Genomic DNA, 23969 nt, shown 5'->3' with positions numbered 1-23969 from the left:
TAAAAAAGACATTAACAATTAAGTTAATGTCTTTTTTTTGTGATCATTTATTATAAAAAGCCGCTTGCCGGATTTGAACCGGCGACCCCCACCTTACCATGGTGATGCTCTACCTGCTGAGCTAAAGCGGCATTACTATAAAATTCTATAGTAATACTAGAGAAAAATCAATCTAAATATTAAACAATATGGACGGATGAGCCAATTATAGAACCTTTCAGTAATGGAGATAATGCTTCAATCGAAAATATGGACAATGAATGCATGGCTCGGGAACAAAGCGTATAGAGATTTCCAAGGTCATTTTGTGATACATAGTTTGTCTCTGAAATATCGAAGGCAACAACAGAATCAAACTCAAGTCCTTTAGCTAAATAAATGGGTAATATAATTGTGGTAGGCGGGATACTTCTATCACCGTCCGTGATTTTTGTAATATCTACCGATGCTCTGAGTTCATTATAAAGTATATTGCACTCTGTTATATTTTTAGTAATAATTGTTAACGGCTGACCGCTTTTATCTTTTTCGTTAATTAATGTTATCAAGGATGAGAGAGCCTGAGAACGATTTTTACTAAAGTATATTTTGGGTAATTCACCATGACGTGTGAATGATTCAATATTATTCCCATCGGGTAGTAATGATTTTGCAAAGTTAGTAATCTCAAATGTCGATCGGTAACTTTTATTCAGAATAATTAAATTAGTTTTTTTAATTTTTAAAATTTGATTTAAATTTTCCAAAAATTTAGTTGGTAAAACTAAATCGTGGAACAGTGCTTGTTCGCTATCGCCCAAAAGTGTCAGTTTGGCATTGGGAAAGCAATTTTTTAAATACAAAAGTTGCAATGGAGAGTAGTCCTGTATCTCATCAATAAACAGGTGCTCAATATTTCTATTTTGACCGCTCCCTGACAATAGATCACGTAGTAATAATAATGGTGCAGCGTCTGCCAATGCTATTTTATGAAGTTCTAGATTCAATTGGAACGTTTTTTTAGAATCCGCTGAAATGGCAGATTTTAAAAATTTTGCATATTGCTCGTAGATATCTATAAAGTAGTTATTGTAGATAGCATCGTAAACAATGTTAAAACGATCTTTCAAAATGATTGTACCGATATATGAAATTTCGTCGTCTACATTATCGAATTCATCACGTTTATAGTCTATTAAATATGTTTCGTACTGGGAGTCAGACAGAGAATCGATTTCTTCTCGTATCGGATCAGATGTGGACATTTCGGTGATTCGTTTTTTTAGTCGTTTTGTTAATGCATTTTTTGTTGCAGTGAACTTATCCGCTGATAACATATTTTGTGGCAAACGTGTGTATATCTGGGTGATTTCTTCTTTTTTGAAGAAAGGTGTCCCTTCGTATATGATATCGGTGAAAGATAAATCTGTGGATTCTAGTGTATTTAAGTAATGTTCAATTGTTTCTTTGAATTGTTTGTTACCTTTTATATCAGATAAGTGGCGATCATTATTTGATTCATAGTCTTCAAATAATGTTTCTACCTTTAATCCTTGAAATCGATTAGAAAAAAATTCTGCTAAGGTGACTTGGCGCATATTTTTTTCGCCTAAACTTGGTAGAACATCAGAAATATAATGACTGAAGAGTAGGTTTGGTGAGAATAAGATGATTTGGTCAGCATTTAGCGACGTTCTTGAATGATAAAGTAAGAATGCAATGCGCTGTAGAATGGCTGACGTTTTACCACTACCGGCGACCCCTTGAACGACTAATAGGTCGCTTGTTGTGTCGCGAATAATTGTATTCTGTTCTTGCTGGATTGTTGAAACGATATTTTTCATTTGTGCATCGCTTTGTTCGCCTAAGACCTGTTGCAATAATTCATCGCCAATTGTTTCGTTGGTATCAAACATCGACAGAATTTTACCTTCTTTAATTTGAAATTGACGTTTTTTTGATAGTTCAGTCATTTGCTTTCCTTGTGGTGTTTCGTATGAAACATGGCCTAGTGCACCATTATAATAAATACTTGAGATGGGCGCTCGCCAATCGTGAATCAGAAAGTTTTGGTGATCATCTACTAGAGACGCTAGACCAATATAAAGTTGTTCTTGATCTGGATCACCATCATCTTGGATATCAATGCGGCCAAAATAAGGTGAATCGCCTAACTGTTCTAAAGTGTGGACTTGTCTCTCTAAAATTTCTTCGGTCTGAATTGTTGTTGCAACTAATTGCTTTTGTTGTTGGACTTCGGCATTCGTTTCAATTCGATCATCAATTTCAAAAGTATTGATTTTTGCGTTATCTACATAGTTTTTTTCAACTGATGATGTTTCTTTATGCGCCTTTTCATACAGTTCAGCTGTTTTAATTGATTTTTCATTAATTTCTTTAACAACTGAGTCCACTCGTTCTTGTTCAATTTCTTCTTCTGACATAATTAATGGCCCCCTTGTACTATTGACCTAGTTTAAAGGTTTTTGAAATTTTCGTCTAGTATTTAATATTATTTGATTTTTTGTGTGGAACACGCTACACTTACACTAATAGATAATTCATTGATTATTGCGAAGTAGGAATGCTAACCACAACAGGGACATACTGATTTTATTGAAAGGTATGATGGCAGGCCGAATTGGATATATGAGAATTTTGGGTAACCTCCTTATCGGTAAGTGGCAGGATTCGTTCTGCAATTTAGGTGGTACCACGAGACAGTCGTCCTATTGTTATTTACTAACAATAGGACTTTTTTTATAGATAGAAAGGGAGCGTAACTATGACAAAAAAAGTAATTTTAACGGGAGATCGTCCCACAGGTAAACTACATATTGGGCATTACATTGGTTCATTGAAGAATCGCGTTGCAATGCAAAATTCAGGTGATTATGAGACATTCATTATGATTGCCGATCAACAAGCTTTGACAGATAATGCACGTGATCCAGAAAAAATCAAAAATAGTTTAATTCAAGTTGCCTTGGATTATTTAGCAGTTGGTATTGATCCAAGTAAAACAACTATTTTTGTACAATCTCAAATTCCTGCATTAACGGAACTGACAAGCTATTTCTTAAACCTGGTAACTGTTTCTCGTTTGGAACGAAATCCTACTGTTAAAGCTGAAATTCAACAAAAGAACTTTGAACGTAGCATTCCTGCTGGCTTTTTCGTTTACCCAGTTAGCCAAGCTGCTGATATTACGGCATTTAAAGCAACAGTTGTTCCTGTCGGTGATGATCAGGAACCTATGATTGAACAAACACGTGAGATTGTTAGAAGTTTTAATACAATTTATCAAAAAGATATCCTTGTTGAACCGGAAGGCGTTTTCCCACCAAAGGGTCAAGGTCGTTTGCCTGGATTAGATGGTAATGCAAAAATGAGTAAGTCGTTAGGTAACGGTATTTTTCTTGCGGATGACGCTGAGACATTGAAGAAGAAAGTTATGTCGATGTATACTGATCCGGATCACATTCATATTGAAGATCCTGGTAAAGTTGAAGGTAACATGGTCTTTACTTATCTTGATATTTTTGATAAAGATACTGAAAAAGTTGCAGAGCTTAAGGCTCAATACCAAGCTGGCGGTTTAGGCGATGTTAAAATTAAACGTTACTTAAACGATGTGCTTGAAGCTGAGTTGGCACCAATTCGTGACCGACGTGCTGAGCTGGCTAAAGATCCTGAAGCCATTTATGCGATGCTAAAAGCTGGTAGCGATAAAGCAAATGTTGTTGCTAACAAAACCTTGAACGAAGTTAGAGATGCGATTGGGATTAATTATTTTAACTAGTTCTGTTGTGAACCGTTTCTTTGATTTAGTATGAGGTGAGTAATAATGGAAAAGTTTGTTTTATTGGATTTGGGTTCAAATTCAGTTCGATTATCGATTAATGAACAACTCGATAATGGGCAATTTAAAGAAATCAAACGATTAAAGTCAGAAACACGATTGTCTGAAGGGATGGGGAAATCTCGCGTTTTGCAGGAACATGCAATGGCTAGGACGATTGAAGCGCTAGTGAGTTTTAAAAAACAGTACGACGTTTATGGACCGGTTGCCGTACATGGTATTGCAACTGCTGCGGTTCGGATGGCGCGAAATCAAAAAGAGTTTTTACGACGCATTAAAGAGGCCGTTGGTGCTGATATTGAAGTTTTAAGCGGTGATGATGAAGCTTATTACGACTATATGGGTGTTATGGAAGCTTTACCAATTCGTGATTGCTTAATTTTGGATACGGGTGGCGCAAGTAGTGAGCTCATTCATGTCGTTGATCGAAGAGTAGCTCATCTTGTAAGTCTGCCGTTTGGAGCGGTGACTTTATCTGAAAAATATTTAAAAAACGATCAGATTACGGGTAAAGAATTATTTCAACTAATGGAATATTTAGTAACAGCCTTCCAAAAGTTAGAATGGTTAAAAGAAGCGATTGAACTACCACTTGTATTACTTGGTGGGTCGAATCGAATTATTGGACGCCTTAATCGAAAAAAACAAAAATTAGTGAACACGGAAGCGATTAATGGCTATCAATTGTCACGTAAAGCCGTTTCATTAACCTTTGAAGAATTAGTAGGGCTGACAACTAAAAAGCGTGCACAAGTTAGTGGGATTGCTTCTAACCGTGCAGATATTATCGTAGGTGGTATTGCACCAGTTGTGGCTTTAGGTCAGTATTTGAATTCCGTAGGGGTCATTTTCTCTGAAAGTGGCGTTCGTGAAGGTTATTTAACAACTAAATTAGGTAAATAAAAAGACACCGTTTAACACGGTGTCTTTTTATTTGGGTAAAATATCTTCAAATGTCATTGCTGACAAGAATTTTTGAATACGTTCTGTGGGATGATTGAAAAATTCATCCGGTGAACCGTTAAATAAAATATTGCCTTCTTCTAAAAAGATAATGTTACTAGCGACGGCTTTTGCGAAGGCCATATTATGCGTCACAATCACCATCGAATTCTTTTCGACGTCTAATTTAAGTAACACTTTTAAGACTTCAGCCTCTAGTTCTGGATCCAGCGCGGAAGTTGGTTCGTCAAATAACAGATATTTGGGATCCATTGCCATTGCACGAGCAATAGCGACACGTTGTTGCTGCCCACCGGATAACTGGTTTGGATAATAGTTAGCACGATCTGAAAGACCAACTAGTTCCAAAAGTTCTTCAGCACGCTGCGCAGCAATTAATTTTTGTTCTTTTAAAACGTGCAACGGACCTTCCATAACGTTCTTTAAAACGGTTAAATGTGGAAATAAATTATAATCTTGGAAAACCATGCCGGTTTGTCGACGCACTTCTAAAATAGTTTTTTCACTGATGGGTTGAGCAAAATCGATTACTTTATCATCTAACGAATAGAGACCTTCCTCAGGTTGCTCTAGAAGATTGAAAGACCGTAACAATGTCGATTTACCTGACCCAGAAGGTCCAACAATGACGGTTGTCTCATGTTCTGGTAATTCAAATGATAACGATTTTAATGCTTTGTGTTGATCAAAATATTTATTAACATTTTCAAATTTAATCATGATTCAGCCCCCCTAGGTATTCTTAATATAACGCGATGTTCTTTTTTCTAGGTAATATTGACCAACGTTTAAAATTGAGCAGAAGACCAGGTAAACGACTGCAACTTCACAGTATAAGACCATAGGTTCATAAGTCCGGGCCGCGATTTGTTGGCCAACGGAGAACATTTCAACAATCGTAATTGAGAAAGCCAGTGAGGTATCTTTAATTAGGCCAATAAAGCTATTTGATAGAGGTGGTAACGAAACGCGAGCTGCTTGTGGTAAAATAACGCGGAATAATACGGTTGTATGTGTCATACCAATCGCGTAACCGGCCTCCCATTGTCCCTTTGAAATTGATAAAATGGCGGCACGAATTGTTTCAGATGCATAGGCGCCTACATTTAATGAAAAAACAATCACGGCAGCGCTGAATGCCCCAAATTCGACGGTATAAGGAGCCGGTAATCTAGGTAATCCATAAAACAGAATAAACAATTGAACAATTAAAGGCGTTCCTCTGAAAAGCCAAACGTAAAATGAAAAGAAAGCTTTACCAATAATTTTTAATAGTCGTGTGAAAGTACTTCCTTTTTTAACGTTTGAAATACGAACTAATGCTGTAATTACGGCGATAATTATCCCAATAATGAATGAAATAACTGTTAACGGAATAGTGTAACGTATCCCGGCTTCTAAGATGGCCGGAAGTGAATCCATAACAAGTTTCATGAAAGATGAACCTCTCTTAATCTAGTTTAATAAAAAAAGACCGATAACAAAATGGATTTTGCACCAGTCTTCTTTAACTTATTTGTTTGTAATATCGCTGCCAAAGTATTTTTTAGATAATTTTGATAAAGATCCATCGGCGCGTAATTCTTTAAGTGCCGCATCTAGTTTCTTTTGTAATTTAGGGTTGTCTTTTTGAATTAAGCCAGCAACTTTAAGTGCTGTAATTTCAGAACCCGTTGAAATTGTTTTGATGTTTGTGTCAGGTTTTTCTTTTAGGTATGAGTAAACAGCGTCATTACTATTGATAGTACCATCAGCGCGGCCATCTAAAATTAAGCTGATCGTGTTTGAGAAATCATCGGTTGATACGACATCAGCACCAAGGCGTTTAGCATCAGCGCCATTTTCACTTGTAACGGTTTGTGCCATTTTTTTACCTTTGATATCTTTAATCGTTTTAATTGATGTGTTATCTTTTTTAACAACTAAAATTGATTTTGAATAGATGTAAGGTGATGTGAAATTGTATTTAGCTTGACGTTCTTTTGTCACACCGACATTGTTCAAGACAACATCATATTTGTTAGCATCTAATCCAGCAACTAATGAATCCCATTTTGATTCAACAAATTTGGGGTTTAAATCCATTTTTTTAGCTAATTGTTGACCAAGTTCAACTTCAAATCCAGTTAATTTATTATCGCTATCATGATAACTATAAGGACGGTAAGTACCTTCAAGACCAATAGTTAAGGTATCTTTTGTCTGTGTTAAATCGGATGATGATTCTTTAGATTTGCCGCAGGCTGTTAGAGCAAGAGCAATCAATAACACACTGGCAAGACTTAATATTTTTTTCATTTTAGTACGCCCCTTTTTTTAAAAGTAATATATTATCTTTCTATAATAGCGTAAAATGAGCTAAGAAACCATTCATTTTTCTTACTAAAAGTAAAAAACAATAAAAAGGACTAACAAAATGACAAAATTAATAAAATTTTATCAAAAGAAGTGGCAAGACCGGCTTAATACCTTATTAAACGATGGTCTTATTTCGAATGAAGCAAGAAAAGAGATAGAGAAAAATTCTCCTAATCATGAGTTAAATAATCAAATGACTGAAAATTATATAGCAGATTTTACGTTGCCAGAAGGTGTCGCCTTTCATTATTTAGTTGATGGTAAAGAAGTGACGGTTCCAATGGTGACTGAAGAACCTTCTGTGATTGCCGCAAGTAATAATGGCGCAAAAATAATTGCGTCTGCCGGTGGATTTACGACAAAAGTTGACTCTCGCTTAATGATTGGCCAAGTGATTTTAGAAAATATCGATGATACGGATAAGGCAATCAAACAAATTGATGCGCAAAAAGCGTATTTAATTGAAGTAGCTAATGCGGCCCGTCCCTCACTTGTAAAACGCGGTGGTGGCGCACGTTGGGTGCGTGTTAGAAAACTAGCGGATGATTTACTTTCCATTGATGTGGCGATTGATGTTCAATCCGCAATGGGCGCAAATAGTGTCAATACGATGATGGAAGTGGTCGGTGATGTTCTGAGGACCGAATTGAACCAAAATGTTTTGATGAGTATTTTATCTAATTATGCAACTGAGTCATTAGTCGAGTCGAGTTGTTCAGTGCCAATTTATTTGATTGATTCTATACATATGGACGGGCAAGAATTAGCCAAAAAAATTGTTTCTGCCAGTCGAGTAGCGCGACTTGACCCTTATCGAGCCGTCACACATAATAAAGGAATCATGAACGGCATTGACGCAGCGTTGATTGGATCTGGAAATGATTGGCGCGCGATTGAGGCGGGTGCTCATGCCTACGCCAGTCGAGATGGTCAGTACCGGGGCTTAACTAACTGGACGATAATTGGCGATAATCTAGTTGGGACAATTAAAGTACCTATGCCTGTTGGAGTTGTTGGAGGCTCAATTGATATCGTACCAATGGTTCAAATTAATAAAAAAATGATGGGTATTGAGTCGGCTAAGGAGCTAGCTAGTGTGATTGCTAGTGTCGGCTTGGCACAAAATTTTGCGGCGCTTAAGGCGTTGGTTTCTGATGGGATTCAAAAGGGACATATGGGACTTCAATTAAAATCATTAGCGGTTAAAGTTGGCGCTATGAATGAAGAAGTGGGACAATTAACTGAGTTATTAAAAAATGAAATACGACCGGATACTGCAATTGCAACGCAAAAATTAAAAGACCTAAGACGAAAAGGGGAACGTTAAAATGGCTGAAATTATATTACAACAAAATACGCAAAACTTAATTGCCGAAATTAAAAAACAATTTGATGGGGAAATCAAAATTCAATGTGGTGGAGAAAAAGTTGGATTCATCAGACATCAACAAGTTGAGTCACGATTAGAAGATGGCAATTTTATTATTAATGTGACCGATATTACGGCACCAGATTATTTGATTTCACATGAGTTATTTCATTTTTTCTTGCAACTTAACCAAGCGCCTGAATTAATGTTAAAAATGACAACGGATGATTTTGATATTGATGATAAAATTAATGCCACTGCTATCCAACTATACGACACTATCTTACATGCAACAATTTTTAGATTACAGGAAGAAAATGGGTTTATCGACGATAATGTCAGATCATTATTCTACCAAGGTGTTTTGGCAACGGTGACAGCTGAGCCTAAAGAAGGTAGCGGCCCAGATGAATGGGGAATGTATCGTTTGATCACACTTTTGGATGCCCTAGTTTTCTTCCAAAATGAAGATGCGGAACAAATCACTGAGAAATTTTTAGAATTTTATCCTATCTCTGCAAATGCGGCACTTAAATTATTGGAAATATTAACGGCAAACAGCTTACGTGCACCATTTGAAGCTCGACGTGCGGCGGTTGCATTATTCAAAGCATTTGATGCACAACTTGAAGCATGGAAATTACCAAAAATGTACTTAAATACGTTTGCAACATTAACACCTGTTTTTAGCGAACGTCAATTAAAATTAGAAGTTCGTCAATTATTTGATATTATGCATTCTGAGTTTAAAAGTAACGTTAACTTTGCATCTGCATACATCGGAATTCAAAAGAATGATAAACAAAATGCATTTGTTATCACGGTTCCTAAAAATGCGGATTCAAAAGAAGTTATTATCCATACCTATGATATGACAGTGCTAGAATTGATGAACACGATTGATATGCGCTTTTTAATTAGACCTGCTGAATAATGGTAGAGTTAGCAAAATATAATTTAGCCGTTATTACGGCTGGGGATGAACTTCTACTACTGAACCGCTTCAAGAAACCGTATGTTGGTCTTTGGAATGGAATTGGTGGTAAACGTAAGGCGGCAGAATCTGAGTTGGCAGGGATGATTCGTGAATTAGCTGAAGAAACGGGTATACGGGTTTCAGAAGCTCAATGCATACCAACTGGGTATCTTGAGTGGTCAGTGGATAATAATTATCAAGCTACGATAGCACTGTTTCATGTAGCTTTAGCGAAGTCGTTCGGAACGCAATATCCGCAAAGAATGCGTGAAGGGATTCTGGCTAATTTTTCAACTGCATGGGCTTTAGATGAACAGAACGTTGGACTAACGCCTGACCTGATTCCTGTGTTACCTTATATATTAAAGAATGAGGCACATCGATATGTGACGAATTTCAGAGGCTCACAATTAATCAAATTTGAAATTAAATTATAGTGAAGGATTGTTGCAAAATGCTTGAACATAGCGAAATATTTACTCGGTTAAGTAGTCTTAAGACACGGTTGCAATGGTTAACTTATTTCCAACGGTTCTTCGACTTCATCCTTTTCTACTTTGGTGGCGTCAGTTTTTTTGGTGGAAATCCAATCTTGTTATTTGGCACACCCTTTACAAAGGGCGAAGGATTGTTATTAACCCTAATGGTCGCAGCAATTACGTTTAGTATTACGGCGCTAAAACGGGATCCAAGACGAGTGGGGCGCATTTTGATTACTATTTTGGATGGGCAACTGTCCGAAAAAGAAATTATGATTATTCGTCAATTTCAAAAATATGCCCGATAAATTTAAAAGAGATGGTCTGTGAAACTCGCGGATTGTCTCTTTTTATTGTTTAAAATCGGTAAAAAACTATGCTATACTGTTAAGGAGTTTATACAGAACGAATGACAAAATACAAATGAAACACGATACGGAAAGGGTCTTAAAAATGACAGAAAAACCCACATTTTATTTAACAACACCAATCTATTATCCATCAGGTAAATTACATATTGGTAATTCATATACGACAATTGCATGCGACGTGCTGGCTCGTTATAAACGCCAAAAAGGCTATGATGTTTTCTTCTTAACGGGAACAGATGAACATGGCTTGAAAATCGAACAAAAAGCTGAAGAATTGGGAACAACGCCACAAGCTTATGTCGATAGTATGGCTAGTGATATCAAAGAATTATGGAAAACACTTGAAATCACAAATGATAAATTTATTCGAACGACAGATGACCAACATGAAAAAGCAGTACAATATATTTTCGATAAATTGCTCGAACAAGGTGATATTTATTTAGGGGAATATGAAGGTTGGTACTCTGTTTCTGATGAAGAATTCTTTACAGAATCACAATTAGCCGAAGTTTTCCGTGATGATGCTGGCAAAATGATTGGCGGAAAAGCGCCAAGTGGCCACGAAGTTTCATTAGTTAAGGAAGAATCATATTTCTTTAAAATGAGTAAATATGCAGATCGTTTATTGAGTTATTATGATGCACATCCCGACTTTATTCAACCAGAATCACGTAAAAATGAAATGGTAAATAACTTCATCAAACCTGGTTTGGAAGATCTTGCGGTTTCTAGAACGACCTTTAATTGGGGCGTTAAAGTAAAAAGTAATCCAAAACATGTTGTTTACGTTTGGATTGATGCTTTGGCAAACTATATTACGGCGCTTGGTTATGGTTCTGATGATACCGAGTTATTTGACAAATTCTGGCCCGCAAATGTCCAAATGGTTGGTAAAGAGATCGTGCGTTTCCATACGATTTATTGGCCAATTATTTTGATGGCACTTGACTTACCTTTACCAAAACAAATTTTTGGTCATGGTTGGTTGTTGATGAAAGACGGAAAAATGTCTAAATCAAAGGGAAATGTTATCTACCCAGAAATGTTAGTTGAACGTTACGGATTAGATGCCCTCCGTTATTACTTAATGCGCGCTGTACCATTTGGTAATGATGGCGTCTTCACACCAGAAGATTTCGTTTCGCGAGTAAACTTTGACTTAGCGAATGATTTAGGAAACCTATTAAATAGAACTGTTGCTATGATTAATAAGTATGACGGTGGCAAAATTCCAACGTTAAATGGTAATGTGACTGAATTTGATGGCGACTTAGGTCAAACGGCTGAAGACGTTATTACAGAATACACGGAATTAATGGATAAAATGCAATTCTCAGATGGCTTAAATGCAATCTGGAAATTGGTTGCCAGAACAAATAAATACATTGATGAAACACAACCATGGGTCCTTGCTAAAGATGAAACGCGTAAAGCTGAGTTGGATAGCGTAATGGTTCATTTGGCCGCTAGTCTACGTGTGATTGCTGTGTTAATTCAACCAGTAATGACACATGCACCAAAAGAAATATTCAACCAGTTAGGTTTAGATGAAGCCGATATGGCGATTGAAGGGTTAAACTACTCTGACTTCCCAGCAAATAAAGTGGTCGTTGAAAAAGGGACACCTATTTTCCCACGTTTAGATGTAGAAGAAGAAATTGCCTACATTAAAGATCAAATGACAGTTTCTGATAAGAAAAAGGGGCGTAAAGCAATGGCAGTTAATCATACGGACGAAGATTCTACAGATTGGAACCCAGAAGATGTTGAGTTGAATTTAACATTACCTCAAACGACATTTGACCAATTTGAACCAAATGAATTAAAAGTTGCTGAGATTATCCAAGTTGAAAAAGTTCAAAATGCTGACAAATTATTGAAATTCAGATTAGATGCCGGTGATCCTGATCATCGTCAAATTTTATCTGGTGTGGCAGAGTTCTATCCTGAACCAGAAGACTTATTAGGTAAAAAAGTTGTGATTGTGGCAAACTTGAAACCACGTAAGATGAAAGGCGAAATTAGCCAAGGAATGATTCTTTCTGCTGAATACGATGGTAAATTAAAATTAATCACCGTTGATGAAGAGATTAAAAATGGCGCAATTGTTGGCTAAATAAAAGTGAGGACTAGAAACAAAACTTGGTTTTGCTCTAGTCCTTCTTCGTTTTTACCAATTAAAGGAGGTATCCTATGGAAATATTTGATACGCATACACATATTAATTCTGATGAATTCAAAACTGAAATCCCTGAAGTTATTGAACGTGCAAAAGCGTTCGATGTCACTAAAATGGCAATTGTTGGTTTTGATCAACCTAGTATTTTAAAATCGTTAGCGTTGGCCAAAGATTATCCAAACTTGTATTCTATAATTGGGTGGCATCCAGAAGAAGCAAAAACATATACACTAGAAACTGAAAAAGTCTTGATAGAACAACTACAGACGCCAAAAGTTGTCGCAATGGGTGAGATGGGTCTTGATTATCACTGGGATACATCCCCAGTAGAAACCCAGAAAAAAGTTTTTAAACGTCAAATTGAAATTGCTAAAAGTTTAAACTTACCAATTTCAATTCATAATCGAGATGCTTTTGAGGATGTTTACACCATTTTAAAGGAAGCTGATATCCGAGATATCGGTGGTATTATGCACAGTTTTAACGGTGACGCAAAATGGGCGGATAAATTCTTAGACTTAGGGATGCATTTATCTTATAGTGGCATTGTGACCTATAATAGCGCCAAAGAGGTTCATGAAGCAGTTAAAGTGACACCGATTGATCGAATTTTAATTGAAACAGATGCGCCATACTTAACGCCTGAACCTTATCGAGGTCAACGTAACGAACCCGGTTACACGAGATATGTCTTAGAGGCGATCGCAAAAATTCGAGAAAGTTCAAGTATCGATATGGCATCGGCAACATTTAAAAATGCCGAAAAACTATTTAGGATAGGTTAATATGCAAAAAATTAGAGAAGTGATTGTGGTTGAAGGTCGCGATGATACCAAACGGATCCATTTAGCTGTTAATGCGGATACGATTGAGACTCGGGGATCGGCAATTAGTGATGAAACATTAGATCAAATTGAATTATTACAAGAGACTCGTGGTGTCATAGTATTTACGGACCCAGATTTTTCTGGTGAAAAGATTCGTAAGACAATTTCGGCGCGAGTACCTAGTGTACAACACGCTTTTTTAAAGAAAAGTGAAGCTGTCCCAGATCATAAAGGTAGTCTAGGTGTAGAGCATGCTTCGGTTGAAGCTATTCGTGAGGCGTTAGAGCATCTCTACACGGAAATGCCAGATGGTGAAATTTTAATCAGCTTGGAAGATTTACAAACGGCAGGTTTAATTGCCGGTCCGGATGCTAAAAGTAAACGTGAAAAATTGGGTGAATACCTAAAAATTGGTTATACAAATGGGAAACAATTATATAACCGACTGAAATTATTTCAAATTACGCCGGAAGAATTTGCAGACGCATTGAAAGAAATTAACGAGACAACGGAGGAAACACATGGCTAACAATGATGTGCCAGATATTGCTTCACCAATTAGAACCAAAGCGATTATGGAAACTTATGGCTTAACTTTTAAAAAGAGTTTGGGTCAAAATTTCTTAACGGATAAAAATGTATTAATGAATATCGTGGATGCTGGGGATATTACGGCTGAAGATGATGTTATTGAAATTGGACCCGGAATTGGGTCTTTAACTGAACAATTAGCAAGACGTGCCCATAAGGTTTTAGCCATTGAAATCGATCAAAATTTGATTCCAGTTCTTGGCGAAACATTAAGTCCTTATGACAATGTTGATATTGTGGAGCAAGATATTTTAAAAGCTAACTTACCTGCATTGGTGGAAGAACATTTTGATGGTCAACACCCTTTAAAATTAGTTGCTAATTTACCTTACTACATTACAACGCCAATTATTATGCATTTATTAGAAACGGCAGTTAAGTTGGATACTATCGTTGTCATGATGCAAAAAGAAGTTGCAGAACGAATTGCGGCTGACCCGGGAAGTCGGACATACGGCTCACTCACGGTTGCCGTTCAATACGAAATGGATGCAGAAGTGGCATTTGTTGTACCAAGAACCGTATTCATTCCACAACCCAATGTTGATTCAGCAATTATTGTGTTGAATCAAAAAGAAGGGGACGTTGAACGTCCAATTAGTGAAATGGTCTTCTTTAAATTAGTTAAGGGAAGCTTTGCTCATCGTCGTAAAAGTTTGTGGAACAATTTGCAATCAATTTATGGGAAGACACCTGAAATTCGTGAAGCGTTACAAGAAGCCTTAGATGCGTCAGAGATCTCTGCTCAAATTCGAGCTGAAAAGCTTAGTATCCATGAGTTTATCGTCTTGTCTAATAATCTTATTAAAGTCGAAGAGAAATTTAATTAACTTCTTATTGAACTACTAACGTCCGGTGTGGTATAATTGCAAATTTTGTGAAACTATGTTATGATGTTTCACATAAGAAGGTGAAGCCCATCATGCCAGAAACTTTAGCAAGCATCAAGGAAAAGCTAGATGCCCAAGTCGGAAAGAACTTAACGGTAGTCGCTCAAGCCGGTAGAAAGAAAACTACAGAACGTAAAGGAATTTTACGTGAAACATTCCCAGCAATTTTTGTAGTTGACTTAAACCAAGATGAGAATTCATTTGAACGTGTCTCATACAGTTATACTGATGTTTTAACAAAAAATATTGAAATTGATTTTGAAGATTAACATAAACGGTTAAGTTTTATAAAATCTATCATTAATGATAGATTTTTTTTTGCGAAAGGCTATCAGAGATCTGATAGTCAAAAAGATAATAAATTTAGATAAAGGGATTAGGGTAGATGAATAAAAATTTTGGGAAAATCATTGGAGTAGTTGTTCTTGTATTGGTATTAATTGGGGGTTCGACAGGACTCTATTTAAAAACAGAGGCTAACAAACACGAGAGTCAATTAGAGGCAAGCAAAGAAAGTATTTTAAATGCCGCCGCTAATCATACCAAGCCGTCCGAACAGAAGGTAAATGGAACTCTTGTGTACAACTATTTACCAAAGAACATTACGGTTCCACAGAATGCAGTAAAGATGGCCAAAAGTGAGAAGGCTAATTCATTTGTAGTCGTAACTGCTACGAAAAATTCACAGCATGGGGATGCCGTGAATTACAAAATAACAGCACAGTCTTATCAAAAAGATGATTATTCTTACAAAAAATCCGGCTCCGCAAAAATGGATAATCAGTTAGTGAACGCTAAAACAAATCAGCCTTTAGCACTTAGTGAGTTGCTTAATAAAAAAGGTAATTTATCTGATTTATCTTTGCAACTTCAAAATGAAATCTTAAAACAACATAAAAATTTGGATATTACTAAAGTATTACGATTAACTGAGGCAAAAAAATTAGCCAAAATTAAATTTAACTATTCAAACGACTCTTTACAAGTGACTTTCCCGGCTAATGAGTTAAATGTTTCAACTGTATCTCTGACTGGTAAAGAACTTATTCATGTAATAGATCCTGTATTTTACTCGGATAAACTTAAAGCTCAAGTTGTTCCTGAATCAAAAAACAAAAAACTCGTAGCGATTACTTTTGATGATGGGCCTGATCCCGCTAACACGCCTAAAATCTTAAAAACGTTGGCTAAAAATAAGGTAAATGCCACATTTTTCATGGTAGGTTATCGAGTAAAAGAAAATCCACAAATTGCGAAACAAGTTTTAGACGCTGGTAACGAAATTGGTAGTCATACGTATAATCATGCTGACTTGGTGACTTTAAAAGATGATAAAGTTCAAAGTGAAGTTGAAAGTACATCTGCTGAAATTTACAAAGCAACTGGTATGTTGCCACAAATAGTCCGTCCACCGTACGGAGCTGTTAACAAGGCTGTTGCTGCTAAAATGAATATGCCTGTTATTCAATGGGCTATTGATTCAAGAGATTGGGAAACAAAAAATAGTGCTAGAACCGTCTCAACTATTACCCAATCGACCTATCCAGGAACAATTATACTGACGCATGATAGTCAACCAACGACCGTCGTTGCGCTTGATTCAATTATCAAAAATTTAAAAGCCAAAGGGTACGTATTTACAACGATTAGCAAAATGTTTGGTGATAGCTTACACGCAAATTATCAATATTTTGGTGAAGATGACGAACGTATTATTAAATAAAACGGTGTAGCAGTTTGATGTATTAGGTAAGATAACGCTGCTTAAATTAATAGAATATGAGTAGGTTCCTTGTCATTTTTTTTTGATGAAGAACCTATTTTTTTATAATAGATGAACTGGGACTTTTATTTTTAGAAATTATTAGTATAATTAGAGGTAATTAAGGCATACTGGGATTAGGTGAAAATATGGAGATTCGTGAAAAAGCCCCAGCCAAAATCAACTTAAGTTTAGACACGCCGTTCCATCATCAAGATGGTGAACAGGAGTGGCGGATGGTCATGACATCAGTTGATTTGGCAGACTACTTACATATCAAATCGCTAGAAGATCGAACGGACATTACAGTGGAAACTGATAGTGGCTTTTTACCGTGCGATCACCGAAACTTGGCCTACCAAGCGGCAAAAATATTACAAGATAAGTTTCATATCAACAAAGGGGCTCAAATACATATTAAAAAACAGATACCGGTGGCGGCTGGATTAGGCGGTGGATCATCAGATGCGGCCGCGGTTCTACGTGCGCTAAATAAATTATGGGAACTTAAGTTATCGCTAGCTGAACTAGCTAAAATTGGGTTGAAAATTGATTCTGACGTTCCCTATTGTGTTTACAGTAGAACAGCTCATGTAACCGGACGTGGTGAAAAAATCGCCGTTTTAAAAGAATTACCGCCTGTTTGGTTAGTAGTTGCGAAACCGAAAATTAGTGTCTCAACGCCAACAATTATTAGACAAATCGATTACACACATTTGGTCCACCCAAATGTGAATGCCATCGTGAACGCTATTGAGGATGACGATGTGGATGCGTTAATTGATAATTTAGGGAATGCGCTCGAACCAATTACGGCTGAACGTTATCCCGAAATTACGCGATTAAAAAAGAAAATGATAAAATTTGGTGCAGATGCCGCAGAAATGAGTGGATCTGGTCCAACTGTCTTCGCAATTTGTCGGAAAAAAAGCCGGGCGCAACATGTTTATAATAGTTTGAAAGGTTTTTGTGAAGAGGTTTATCTGGTGAGGCCCTTAAGCTGATTTAATTGCGATAGTTGGCTGATTTTGGTATGTTGTAGGCATTAAATATGACTGAAATGAGGGACGACGATGGAAGCCTTAATTGAGATTGATTACACGAATGATTTTGTGGCAACGGCTGGCGCATTAACGGCCGGGGAACCTGCACAAGCTATCGAACCGCGGCTCATGGAATTAATGACTGAGTTTGAGCAAAAAGGGGATTACATTGTGTTAGCCACGGATATACACGATGAAAATGACCCTTTTCATCCGGAAACAAAATTGTTTCCACCGCATAATATTGCTGGTACAAAGGGTCGAGAATTCTATGGACAATTAGCCCCTTGGTATCAGGCTCACAAAAATGAGTCAACTGTCTACATGATGGATAAAACAAGATACAGTGCTTTTGCGGGTACTGATTTGGATTTGAAATTGCGTGCGCGTTCAATTGATACGGTGCATTTAATGGGTGTCTGCACAGATATTTGTGTACTGCACACGGCAGTTGATGCCTATAACTTGGGCTATAAGATTGTGATTCACGAAAAAGCGATGGCAAGTTTTAATCAAGTTGGACATGAGTGGGCACTGACGCATTTTAAAGACTCATTAGGCGCAGATATTCAAGATTAAGATAAATAAAAGGCGACTGGATACTTATTCGGTTGCCTTTTTAGGTAATAAAAGTACATAAAAATGGGTTAGTCAAAGGGGAATAAAGAATGAAATTCGATTCAATGTTTATTTTTATGAGTAGTTTATTAGGTATTTTTGTTGGGATGGTGGCATCATTATTTTTAGTTATTCTAAATATGTTTATCCATTTTATCTGGGTAACTGTTCCGGGTAATTTAGAATGGTCTTATTATCCATTAATTGTAGGTTTAATAGGTGGTTTGTTGGTGGGACTGTTCCAAAAATATCTTGGTGATTATCCAAAAACGATGCACCAGACCTTACAAGAATTTAAAGAAACAGGTTCAGTACGATATAAAAAAAGAGTTGGAAAAAATATCTTAGCTGCGTGGATTGTCTTAGCGTTTGGGGCTAGTCTTGGGCCAGAAGCCGCACTTTCAAGTATTCTGGGCGGCTTAATTAGTTGGGTTGGTGACAAGATGAAGTTGACCCTTAAAAGAAGAGAAGAATTTTTGAATTTGGGAATTGGCACAATGATGGCGACCATTTTTCATGCCCCTTTACTTGGTATGGGTGAGGCACTGGAGAAAGATACCGTAACTAAACAATCGGCTAAGAAAAATTGGCCTAAAATTCTTTTATATGGTTGGACTACCTTGCTTGGGATACTAGGATTTACCAGTATTAATCGACTATTTCCAAAAGAAGCGTTATTTGGATTACGTTTTGCTAAAGTGAATTGGCAACCGGAAGTATTATGGCTGATTGTACCAGCACTGATTATAGGTGTCATTTTTGGCATTTTATTTTTAAAATTAGAAGAAATAAGCGAGAAAATTGCTAAAAAAATAACGAATAAACTATTAGCGGCCGTTTTAGCAGGGGCTCTGATTGGGGTGGCGGGAATAATCTCACCTTATTTACTTTTTTCGGGAGAACATCAATTACTGAGTTTTTCAGGCAGCGCCGCTAAAGAGTCTGTTTTATTTTTAGTCCTTTTGGCATTAGGTAAATCGCTATTAACAAATATTTGTTTTGCTTTCGGATGGCGAGGTGGGAAGATATTCCCGGCTATCTTCGCAAGCGTTGCAATTGGATTTGCAATTATTACTATCTTTAACTATACGCCGGGATTAGTTATCGGAATCGTCGTCGCTGCAAGTGTGACAATCATCTTGAACCAACCGATTGTCACGGGTGCACTTTTATTATTCCTTTTTCCATTACAGTTTTTCCCAGCAATCGTAGTAGCTTGTTATCTTTCTGGAAAAATTAGAGAGAAGTTAGCCGAAAGAAAAATAATCGGTTAAAGTAAACATATGGGGTGGAAATTATCAATAAAAGCAGATTAGAAGCATTTAGCGATGGGGTTATCGCAATAATAATAACTATTATGGTTTTACAAATAAATGTACCTACGCGGGGTAGCTGGAGTGCTATACTGGCGCCTAATTTTTTAATCACATTTGGATCTTATATTCTTAGTTTTATGTTTGTGGCAAGCTTTTGGGTGAGTCACCATATGATTCTGGCACCGGTAAAGACGGTTAGTAAGAAATTATTATGGGTTAATTTACTTTTATTATTACCAATGAGCGTACTGCCAACCGTTACGACATGGCACAATGATTTTGTGAATTCCGTGGCGCCAAGTGTTTGTTACATTGCGATATATACATTTTGTGTATTAGGGTTATTTGTTTTATCGAAAGGCGCAATGAAACATGTAGGTGAAAGTCATATTAAGATGATGGAAAGCGTCGCAAAAATAAGATTTTGGATGGTTATGTTTGGTCTTGTTTCGACAATCGGAACATTTTTCATCCCTCAAATAGCATCTATTTCGGTAATGTTAATTTTAGTGGGGTACCATACGTCTGTGTTCATTTTAAATAAGAAAAAATGGCATGGATTAATATTGTAAACGATTACTACGCCATTTTGACAGTATTCCTTCAAACGAATGCTGTCAAATACACCTATTAAACCTTGATTAAACAGCGATTAAGCCGGATTAAAAGTTGACGTGGCCTCGTTTAAAATGATATTCTAGTAATTGTCGGTAATGGTATTGATTACTATTTAGATTACGATTTGAAAAATGAGGGAGAAATCATGCATAAAAAATCGGTTTTAGTTGGCTTATTGCTGACGATATTCGTTGTTGTATTGGCCGGGTGTGGGCAAACGACAGCCAATAAAGGATCTAATAAGTTACAGGTTGTCACGACATTTTACCCAATTTATGAATTTACCAAAGCAGTTGCTGGTTCTGATGCAGACGTAACAATGTTGATGCCTGCTGGTACAGAACCTCATGATTATGAACCTAGTGCTAAGGATATTGGTAAAATTTCACAAGCAAATGTCTTTATCTATAGTAGTAATAATATGGAAACGTGGGTCGGGAGTTTGAAATCAAGTATTGATGAAGGACAGACCAAAATTTTAAATGCCAGTCATTCAATTAAGATGATTGACGAGAATGACGAATTGAAAAGTGAAGAGGCCGAATTGGCCGATAAAGAAGAAACAACTTCTTTTGAATCAACTGATAATTATGATCCACATATCTGGTTAGATCCTGAAAACGCAAAAGAAATGGTTACAAATATTTCCAAAGAACTTATTCAACAAGATCCTAAGCATAAGCAGGATTACGTTAAACGCACGAACGCTTATTTGAAAAAATTAACGACGTTAAATACTGAGTATGAAACGACATTAAAAAATGCTAAAAATAAAACGTTTGTGACGCAACATGCAGCATTTGCTTATCTAGCAAAACAATACGGATTGACGCAGGTCGCAATTGCGGGGATTTCTTCTGATGGGGAACCTAGTCCAAATCGCTTGGCAGAATTACAAACCTATATTAAGAAGTATCATGTTGATACTATTTTTACGGAAGCGAATGATTCAAGTAAAATTGCGAACATGTTAGCGAAAGAAACCAATATTAAAGTTAAAGGGTTAAACCCAATTGAGGGCTTGTCAAAAGCTCAAATTGAAAGTGGCGAAACATACCTTTCAGTGATGCAAGATAATTTGAAATCGTTAAAAACGGTTGTTAAATAAGGAGAATAGATGAAATATATTGAAGTTAAAGATCTCACTTTTTATTATGATGAAGAACCCGTTTTACAAGATATTAATTTTCACATTGATTCAGGCGAATTTGTTATTTTAACTGGTGAAAATGGCGCCGCTAAATCAACCTTAATCAGAAACGTTCTGGGATTATTGCATCCTGCTAAAGGGACCGCTGAAATTTCTAAAATTAATTTAGAGGATAAAAAATTACGTGTGGGTTACATTCCACAGGAAATTTCATCATTTAATGCGGGTTTCCCATCAACGGTCTATGAACTGGTAGCATCAGGTCGTTATCAACAAAATCGTTGGTTGAGAAGATTAAATAAAAAAGATCATGATCATATTAAAAAGGCACTTGAAACAGTGAATATGTGGAGTTTTAGAAATCATAAAATTGGTGAGTTATCTGGTGGGCAAAAACAACGCGTGTGTTTAGCACGGATTTTTGCGGCAGACCCTGATTTATTCATTTTAGATGAACCCACAACAGGGATGGATGAAAAATCTCGTCATGATTTTTATGAATTATTACAACACGAAGCACATACGCACCATAAAGGTATTTTGATGATTACTCATGATCATGAAGATGTTTCTGAGTACATTGATCGCCATATTAAATTAGTTAGAAAGGAGGACTCACAATGGAGATGTTTCTCTATGGATTCATGCAACGAGCTTTAATTGCCTCACTCTTAATGGCTGTTATTACCCCACTATTAGGCTTATTCTTAGTTTTAAGAAGACAATCGCTGTTAGCCGATACATTGTCGCATGTTTCATTAGCTGGGGTTGCATTGGGCTTATTCGTCAATATTAACCCAACCATTACCACGTTAATTGTTGTTTTGATTGCGTCAGTCTTAATCGAATTCTTGAGTAACTTGTATCGGACCTATTCAGAAGTTTCAATCGCCATTATGATGTCCGCCGGTCTATCGATTGCTTTGGTATTAATGAGTTTAAATCAGGGCGCAAGCTCGATGAGTGTTCAACAATACCTGTTTGGATCAATCGTGACAATTAGTACAGCCCAAGTGATTATCCTAGCGATTTTGACAGTCTTAATTGTCGTTCTTTTCTTATTATTCAAAAAACCAATGTATGTATTAACTTTTGATGAAGAAACGGCTTTTGCCGAGGGGTTGCCGGTTAGATGGATGTCAATTGTTTTTAATGCGGTAACTGGTGTGACAATCGCTATTATGATGCCAATTGCGGGTGCTTTGCTCGTGTCGGCTATTATGATTTTACCGGCTGCCATCGCCATGCGCTTAGGTCGCAGTTTTAATATGGTCATTTTAGTTGGTGTGGTTGTTGGTGTCATCGGGATGGTTGGTGGCTTAATGTCGTCATACCAATTCAATACGCCACCCGGCGCAACGATTACATTATTGTTTATTGCCATTTTTATTATCTGCAGCTTGATTAAAGTCGTCTCAGTTAGACGCCAAGTGAACAAACAGAAGTAAAACCGAATATTAACAATCAACAAGCTATTTTTTAAAATAGCTTGTTTTTTCATTAAAAAATTATTAAAAAGCGAACGTTAATAAAATTAATTTGGGTTTTAACTGTTAATCTTCGGTAAAACGGGTTATAATAAAAAACGCGCTCGAATACTAGAGATTTTTGAAAAGGAAAGGCCTGATATAAATGAAGACAAGAAGAAGTGACCGATTAATTGATATGACCCGTTACCTGTTAGAAAGACCACACACGTTAGTTTCTTTAACTTATTTCTCAAAACGTTATGAATCAGCTAAATCATCAATTAGCGAGGATTTAGCAATTGTGAAACGAACAGTTAGAGAGCGCGGAACAGGAACGTTGGAAACAATTCCTGGTGCTGCTGGTGGTGCACGTTTTATCCCTTCAATTGATGAAGCGGAAGCCCGTGAATTTATTGAAACAATGACTGAAGAATTATCAGAAAAAGATCGCTTATTACCAGGTGGTTATGTATACCTATCTGATTTACTTGGTCGTCCTGATGTTTTACGCCAAGTTGGCCGTCTGATCGCAACAGAATACTTAGATCAAAAAATTGATGCCGTTATGACTGTTGCAACTAAAGGGGTACCAATTGCACAAAGTGTTTCAACATTTTTAAATGTCCCATTTGTGATTGTTCGTCGTGATTCAAAAATTACTGAAGGCTCAACAGTTAGCGTTAACTATGTATCGGGCTCAAGTGAACGCATCGAAAAAATGGAATTATCAAAACGTAGTTTAAAACGTGGCGCTAATGTGTTAATCGTTGATGATTTCATGAAGGGGGGCGGTACGGTTAACGGAATGAAGAGCTTAATCGAAGAATTCGAAGCTAACTTAGTTGGTATTTCTGTTTTCGCCGAAGGGGCCTTCAGCGGTGACCGGATTGTTGATGACTACAGTTCGTTATTAAAAGTTGATGAAATTAATCATACGGATAAAACGATTCATGTAAGTGAAGGTAATTACTTATCAAAAACGTTTAAGAAATAAATTTATAATAGATCTTAACGATGACATTGGAGTCAGTCTGTTAAGGTCTTTTTTTGTGTTGAAAGACGGGATTAATAGCCACTTTTAATGCCGAACATTCTTGAACAAATCTTGCAACACATGCGTGACTAAGCTATTATAAAAGAAGAATA

Annotated in this window: 24 protein-coding genes and 1 tRNA gene; 20 read left to right on the top strand and 5 right to left on the bottom strand. The window is 36.7% G+C overall.

Annotation, left to right across the window (positions count from 1 at the left end; genetic code table 11):
- Nucleotides 1-58: 58 nt before the first annotated feature.
- Both N0K80_RS06025 and helD read right to left on the bottom strand, forming a co-directional pair.
- Nucleotides 59-131: transfer RNA gene (locus N0K80_RS06025), tRNA-Thr, on the bottom strand.
- 48 nt (nt 132-179) lie between these two features.
- On the bottom strand, nt 180-2423 hold the full coding sequence (gene helD / locus N0K80_RS06020; protein ID WP_269024120.1) for an RNA polymerase recycling motor HelD: 2244 nt from the start codon (nt 2421-2423) through the stop codon (nt 180-182).
- Nucleotides 2424-2764: 341 nt separating this feature from the next.
- Here helD and trpS point away from each other — a divergent pair, with 341 nt between their 5' ends.
- Together trpS and N0K80_RS06010 are read left to right on the top strand one after the other, a co-directional pair.
- The gene (gene trpS, locus N0K80_RS06015) at nt 2765-3781 is read left to right on the top strand and encodes a tryptophan--tRNA ligase (RefSeq protein ID WP_269024119.1); all 1017 of its coding nucleotides are present in this window, start codon (nt 2765-2767) and stop codon (nt 3779-3781) included.
- 45 nt (nt 3782-3826) lie between these two features.
- On the top strand, nt 3827-4744 hold the full coding sequence (locus tag N0K80_RS06010) for a Ppx/GppA family phosphatase (protein ID WP_146303218.1): 918 nt from the start codon (nt 3827-3829) through the stop codon (nt 4742-4744).
- 27 nt (nt 4745-4771) lie between these two features.
- Here the strand turns inward: N0K80_RS06010 and N0K80_RS06005 are convergent, their stop codons facing one another.
- From N0K80_RS06005 to N0K80_RS05995, 3 genes are all read right to left on the bottom strand, one after another.
- Complete coding sequence (locus N0K80_RS06005) at nt 4772-5524, bottom strand: amino acid ABC transporter ATP-binding protein (protein ID WP_269008487.1); 753 nt, start codon at nt 5522-5524, stop codon at nt 4772-4774.
- Nucleotides 5525-5536: 12 nt separating this feature from the next.
- Entirely contained in the window at nt 5537-6238 is a 702-nt protein-coding gene (locus tag N0K80_RS06000) for an amino acid ABC transporter permease (protein ID WP_146343234.1), read from the bottom strand.
- Nucleotides 6239-6316: 78 nt separating this feature from the next.
- Nucleotides 6317-7102, bottom strand: coding sequence for a transporter substrate-binding domain-containing protein (locus tag N0K80_RS05995; RefSeq protein ID WP_269024118.1), 786 nt, complete (start codon nt 7100-7102; stop codon nt 6317-6319).
- Nucleotides 7103-7220: 118 nt separating this feature from the next.
- On the opposite strand from N0K80_RS05995, the gene N0K80_RS05990 reads away from it, so the two are divergent.
- The 18 genes from N0K80_RS05990 to purR all read left to right on the top strand — a co-directional run bounded on the left by N0K80_RS05990 (nt 7221) and on the right by purR (nt 23817).
- Entirely contained in the window at nt 7221-8489 is a 1269-nt protein-coding gene (locus N0K80_RS05990) for a hydroxymethylglutaryl-CoA reductase, degradative (protein WP_269024117.1), read from the top strand.
- 1 nt (nt 8490) lies between these two features.
- Nucleotides 8491-9465, top strand: a complete 975-nt coding sequence (locus tag N0K80_RS05985; RefSeq protein WP_057974704.1) for a hypothetical protein — start codon at nt 8491-8493, stop codon at nt 9463-9465.
- On the top strand, nt 9465-9944 hold the full coding sequence (locus tag N0K80_RS05980; protein ID WP_269024116.1) for an NUDIX domain-containing protein: 480 nt from the start codon (nt 9465-9467) through the stop codon (nt 9942-9944). The genes N0K80_RS05985 and N0K80_RS05980 overlap by 1 nt, the downstream gene beginning before the upstream one ends.
- Before the next feature lie 17 nt (nt 9945-9961).
- Complete coding sequence (locus N0K80_RS05975; protein ID WP_269024115.1) at nt 9962-10294, top strand: hypothetical protein; 333 nt, start codon at nt 9962-9964, stop codon at nt 10292-10294.
- Nucleotides 10295-10439: 145 nt separating this feature from the next.
- Nucleotides 10440-12476, top strand: coding sequence for a methionine--tRNA ligase (gene metG / locus N0K80_RS05970; RefSeq protein WP_269024114.1), 2037 nt, complete (start codon nt 10440-10442; stop codon nt 12474-12476).
- 77 nt (nt 12477-12553) lie between these two features.
- Complete coding sequence (locus tag N0K80_RS05965; protein WP_269024113.1) at nt 12554-13324, top strand: TatD family hydrolase; 771 nt, start codon at nt 12554-12556, stop codon at nt 13322-13324.
- Between the two features lies 1 nt (nt 13325).
- Nucleotides 13326-13895: a ribonuclease M5 gene (gene rnmV / locus N0K80_RS05960; RefSeq protein WP_057974708.1), complete on the top strand. Its 570-nt coding sequence runs from the start codon at nt 13326-13328 to the stop codon at nt 13893-13895.
- Nucleotides 13888-14787, top strand: coding sequence for a 16S rRNA (adenine(1518)-N(6)/adenine(1519)-N(6))-dimethyltransferase RsmA (gene rsmA / locus N0K80_RS05955; protein WP_057974709.1), 900 nt, complete (start codon nt 13888-13890; stop codon nt 14785-14787). Before rnmV ends, rsmA begins: the two co-directional genes overlap by 8 nt.
- A gap of 92 nt (nt 14788-14879) precedes the next feature.
- A complete protein-coding gene (locus N0K80_RS05950; RefSeq protein WP_057974710.1) occupies nt 14880-15116 on the top strand; it encodes a Veg family protein in 237 nt (78 codons plus the stop codon).
- 116 nt (nt 15117-15232) lie between these two features.
- Nucleotides 15233-16570, top strand: a complete 1338-nt coding sequence (locus N0K80_RS05945) for a polysaccharide deacetylase family protein (RefSeq protein ID WP_269024112.1) — start codon at nt 15233-15235, stop codon at nt 16568-16570.
- 188 nt (nt 16571-16758) lie between these two features.
- Nucleotides 16759-17613: a 4-(cytidine 5'-diphospho)-2-C-methyl-D-erythritol kinase gene (gene ispE / locus N0K80_RS05940; RefSeq protein WP_146343227.1), complete on the top strand. Its 855-nt coding sequence runs from the start codon at nt 16759-16761 to the stop codon at nt 17611-17613.
- Between the two features lie 69 nt (nt 17614-17682).
- Nucleotides 17683-18231, top strand: a complete 549-nt coding sequence (locus N0K80_RS05935; RefSeq protein WP_269024111.1) for a cysteine hydrolase family protein — start codon at nt 17683-17685, stop codon at nt 18229-18231.
- A gap of 89 nt (nt 18232-18320) precedes the next feature.
- The gene (locus tag N0K80_RS05930) at nt 18321-19544 is read left to right on the top strand and encodes a chloride channel protein (RefSeq protein ID WP_269024110.1); all 1224 of its coding nucleotides are present in this window, start codon (nt 18321-18323) and stop codon (nt 19542-19544) included.
- Between the two features lie 14 nt (nt 19545-19558).
- The gene (locus tag N0K80_RS05925) at nt 19559-20158 is read left to right on the top strand and encodes a TMEM175 family protein (protein WP_269024109.1); all 600 of its coding nucleotides are present in this window, start codon (nt 19559-19561) and stop codon (nt 20156-20158) included.
- Nucleotides 20159-20349: 191 nt separating this feature from the next.
- Entirely contained in the window at nt 20350-21312 is a 963-nt protein-coding gene (locus N0K80_RS05920; protein ID WP_269024108.1) for a metal ABC transporter substrate-binding protein, read from the top strand.
- 9 nt (nt 21313-21321) lie between these two features.
- Nucleotides 21322-22014 carry a metal ABC transporter ATP-binding protein gene (locus tag N0K80_RS05915; protein ID WP_057974717.1) on the top strand — a complete coding sequence of 231 codons (693 nt, stop codon included), beginning with the start codon at nt 21322-21324 and terminating at the stop codon, nt 22012-22014.
- Nucleotides 21975-22802 (top strand): metal ABC transporter permease, encoded by an 828-nt coding sequence (locus N0K80_RS05910; protein ID WP_057974718.1) that lies wholly within the window; start codon nt 21975-21977, stop codon nt 22800-22802. Before N0K80_RS05915 ends, N0K80_RS05910 begins: the two co-directional genes overlap by 40 nt.
- 184 nt (nt 22803-22986) lie before the next feature.
- The gene (gene purR, locus N0K80_RS05905) at nt 22987-23817 is read left to right on the top strand and encodes a pur operon repressor (RefSeq protein ID WP_057974719.1); all 831 of its coding nucleotides are present in this window, start codon (nt 22987-22989) and stop codon (nt 23815-23817) included.
- The last annotated feature ends 152 nt before the right edge of the window (nt 23818-23969 follow it).

Source organism: Dellaglioa carnosa (genome assembly GCF_026948345.1).
Classification (GTDB): Bacteria; Bacillota; Bacilli; order Lactobacillales; family Lactobacillaceae; genus Dellaglioa; species Dellaglioa algida.
This window is presented reverse-complemented; position numbering and strand designations above follow the sequence as displayed.

What these genes read in the sequence shown, in the direction of transcription:
- N0K80_RS05990 (WP_269024117.1), top strand. Translation starts at nt 7,221, where the DNA reads ATGACAAAATTAATAAAATTTTATCAAAAGAAGTGGCAAGACCGGCTT.
- N0K80_RS05945 (WP_269024112.1), top strand. Translation starts at nt 15,233, where the DNA reads ATGAATAAAAATTTTGGGAAAATCATTGGAGTAGTTGTTCTTGTATTG.
- N0K80_RS05920 (WP_269024108.1), top strand. Translation starts at nt 20,350, where the DNA reads ATGCATAAAAAATCGGTTTTAGTTGGCTTATTGCTGACGATATTCGTT.
- N0K80_RS05950 (WP_057974710.1), top strand. Translation starts at nt 14,880, where the DNA reads ATGCCAGAAACTTTAGCAAGCATCAAGGAAAAGCTAGATGCCCAAGTC.
- N0K80_RS06010 (WP_146303218.1), top strand. Translation starts at nt 3,827, where the DNA reads ATGGAAAAGTTTGTTTTATTGGATTTGGGTTCAAATTCAGTTCGATTA.
- metG (WP_269024114.1), top strand. Translation starts at nt 10,440, where the DNA reads ATGACAGAAAAACCCACATTTTATTTAACAACACCAATCTATTATCCA.
- helD (WP_269024120.1), bottom strand. Translation starts at nt 2,423, where the DNA reads ATGTCAGAAGAAGAAATTGAACAAGAACGAGTGGACTCAGTTGTTAAA.
- rnmV (WP_057974708.1), top strand. Translation starts at nt 13,326, where the DNA reads ATGCAAAAAATTAGAGAAGTGATTGTGGTTGAAGGTCGCGATGATACC.
- N0K80_RS05910 (WP_057974718.1), top strand. Translation starts at nt 21,975, where the DNA reads ATGGAGATGTTTCTCTATGGATTCATGCAACGAGCTTTAATTGCCTCA.
- N0K80_RS05975 (WP_269024115.1), top strand. Translation starts at nt 9,962, where the DNA reads ATGCTTGAACATAGCGAAATATTTACTCGGTTAAGTAGTCTTAAGACA.
- purR (WP_057974719.1), top strand. Translation starts at nt 22,987, where the DNA reads ATGAAGACAAGAAGAAGTGACCGATTAATTGATATGACCCGTTACCTG.
- N0K80_RS05930 (WP_269024110.1), top strand. Translation starts at nt 18,321, where the DNA reads ATGAAATTCGATTCAATGTTTATTTTTATGAGTAGTTTATTAGGTATT.
- ispE (WP_146343227.1), top strand. Translation starts at nt 16,759, where the DNA reads ATGGAGATTCGTGAAAAAGCCCCAGCCAAAATCAACTTAAGTTTAGAC.
- trpS (WP_269024119.1), top strand. Translation starts at nt 2,765, where the DNA reads ATGACAAAAAAAGTAATTTTAACGGGAGATCGTCCCACAGGTAAACTA.
- N0K80_RS05915 (WP_057974717.1), top strand. Translation starts at nt 21,322, where the DNA reads ATGAAATATATTGAAGTTAAAGATCTCACTTTTTATTATGATGAAGAA.
- N0K80_RS06000 (WP_146343234.1), bottom strand. Translation starts at nt 6,238, where the DNA reads ATGAAACTTGTTATGGATTCACTTCCGGCCATCTTAGAAGCCGGGATA.
- rsmA (WP_057974709.1), top strand. Translation starts at nt 13,888, where the DNA reads ATGGCTAACAATGATGTGCCAGATATTGCTTCACCAATTAGAACCAAA.
- N0K80_RS05985 (WP_057974704.1), top strand. Translation starts at nt 8,491, where the DNA reads ATGGCTGAAATTATATTACAACAAAATACGCAAAACTTAATTGCCGAA.
- N0K80_RS06005 (WP_269008487.1), bottom strand. Translation starts at nt 5,524, where the DNA reads ATGATTAAATTTGAAAATGTTAATAAATATTTTGATCAACACAAAGCA.
- N0K80_RS05935 (WP_269024111.1), top strand. Translation starts at nt 17,683, where the DNA reads ATGGAAGCCTTAATTGAGATTGATTACACGAATGATTTTGTGGCAACG.
- N0K80_RS05965 (WP_269024113.1), top strand. Translation starts at nt 12,554, where the DNA reads ATGGAAATATTTGATACGCATACACATATTAATTCTGATGAATTCAAA.
- N0K80_RS05980 (WP_269024116.1), top strand. Translation starts at nt 9,465, where the DNA reads ATGGTAGAGTTAGCAAAATATAATTTAGCCGTTATTACGGCTGGGGAT.
- N0K80_RS05995 (WP_269024118.1), bottom strand. Translation starts at nt 7,102, where the DNA reads ATGAAAAAAATATTAAGTCTTGCCAGTGTGTTATTGATTGCTCTTGCT.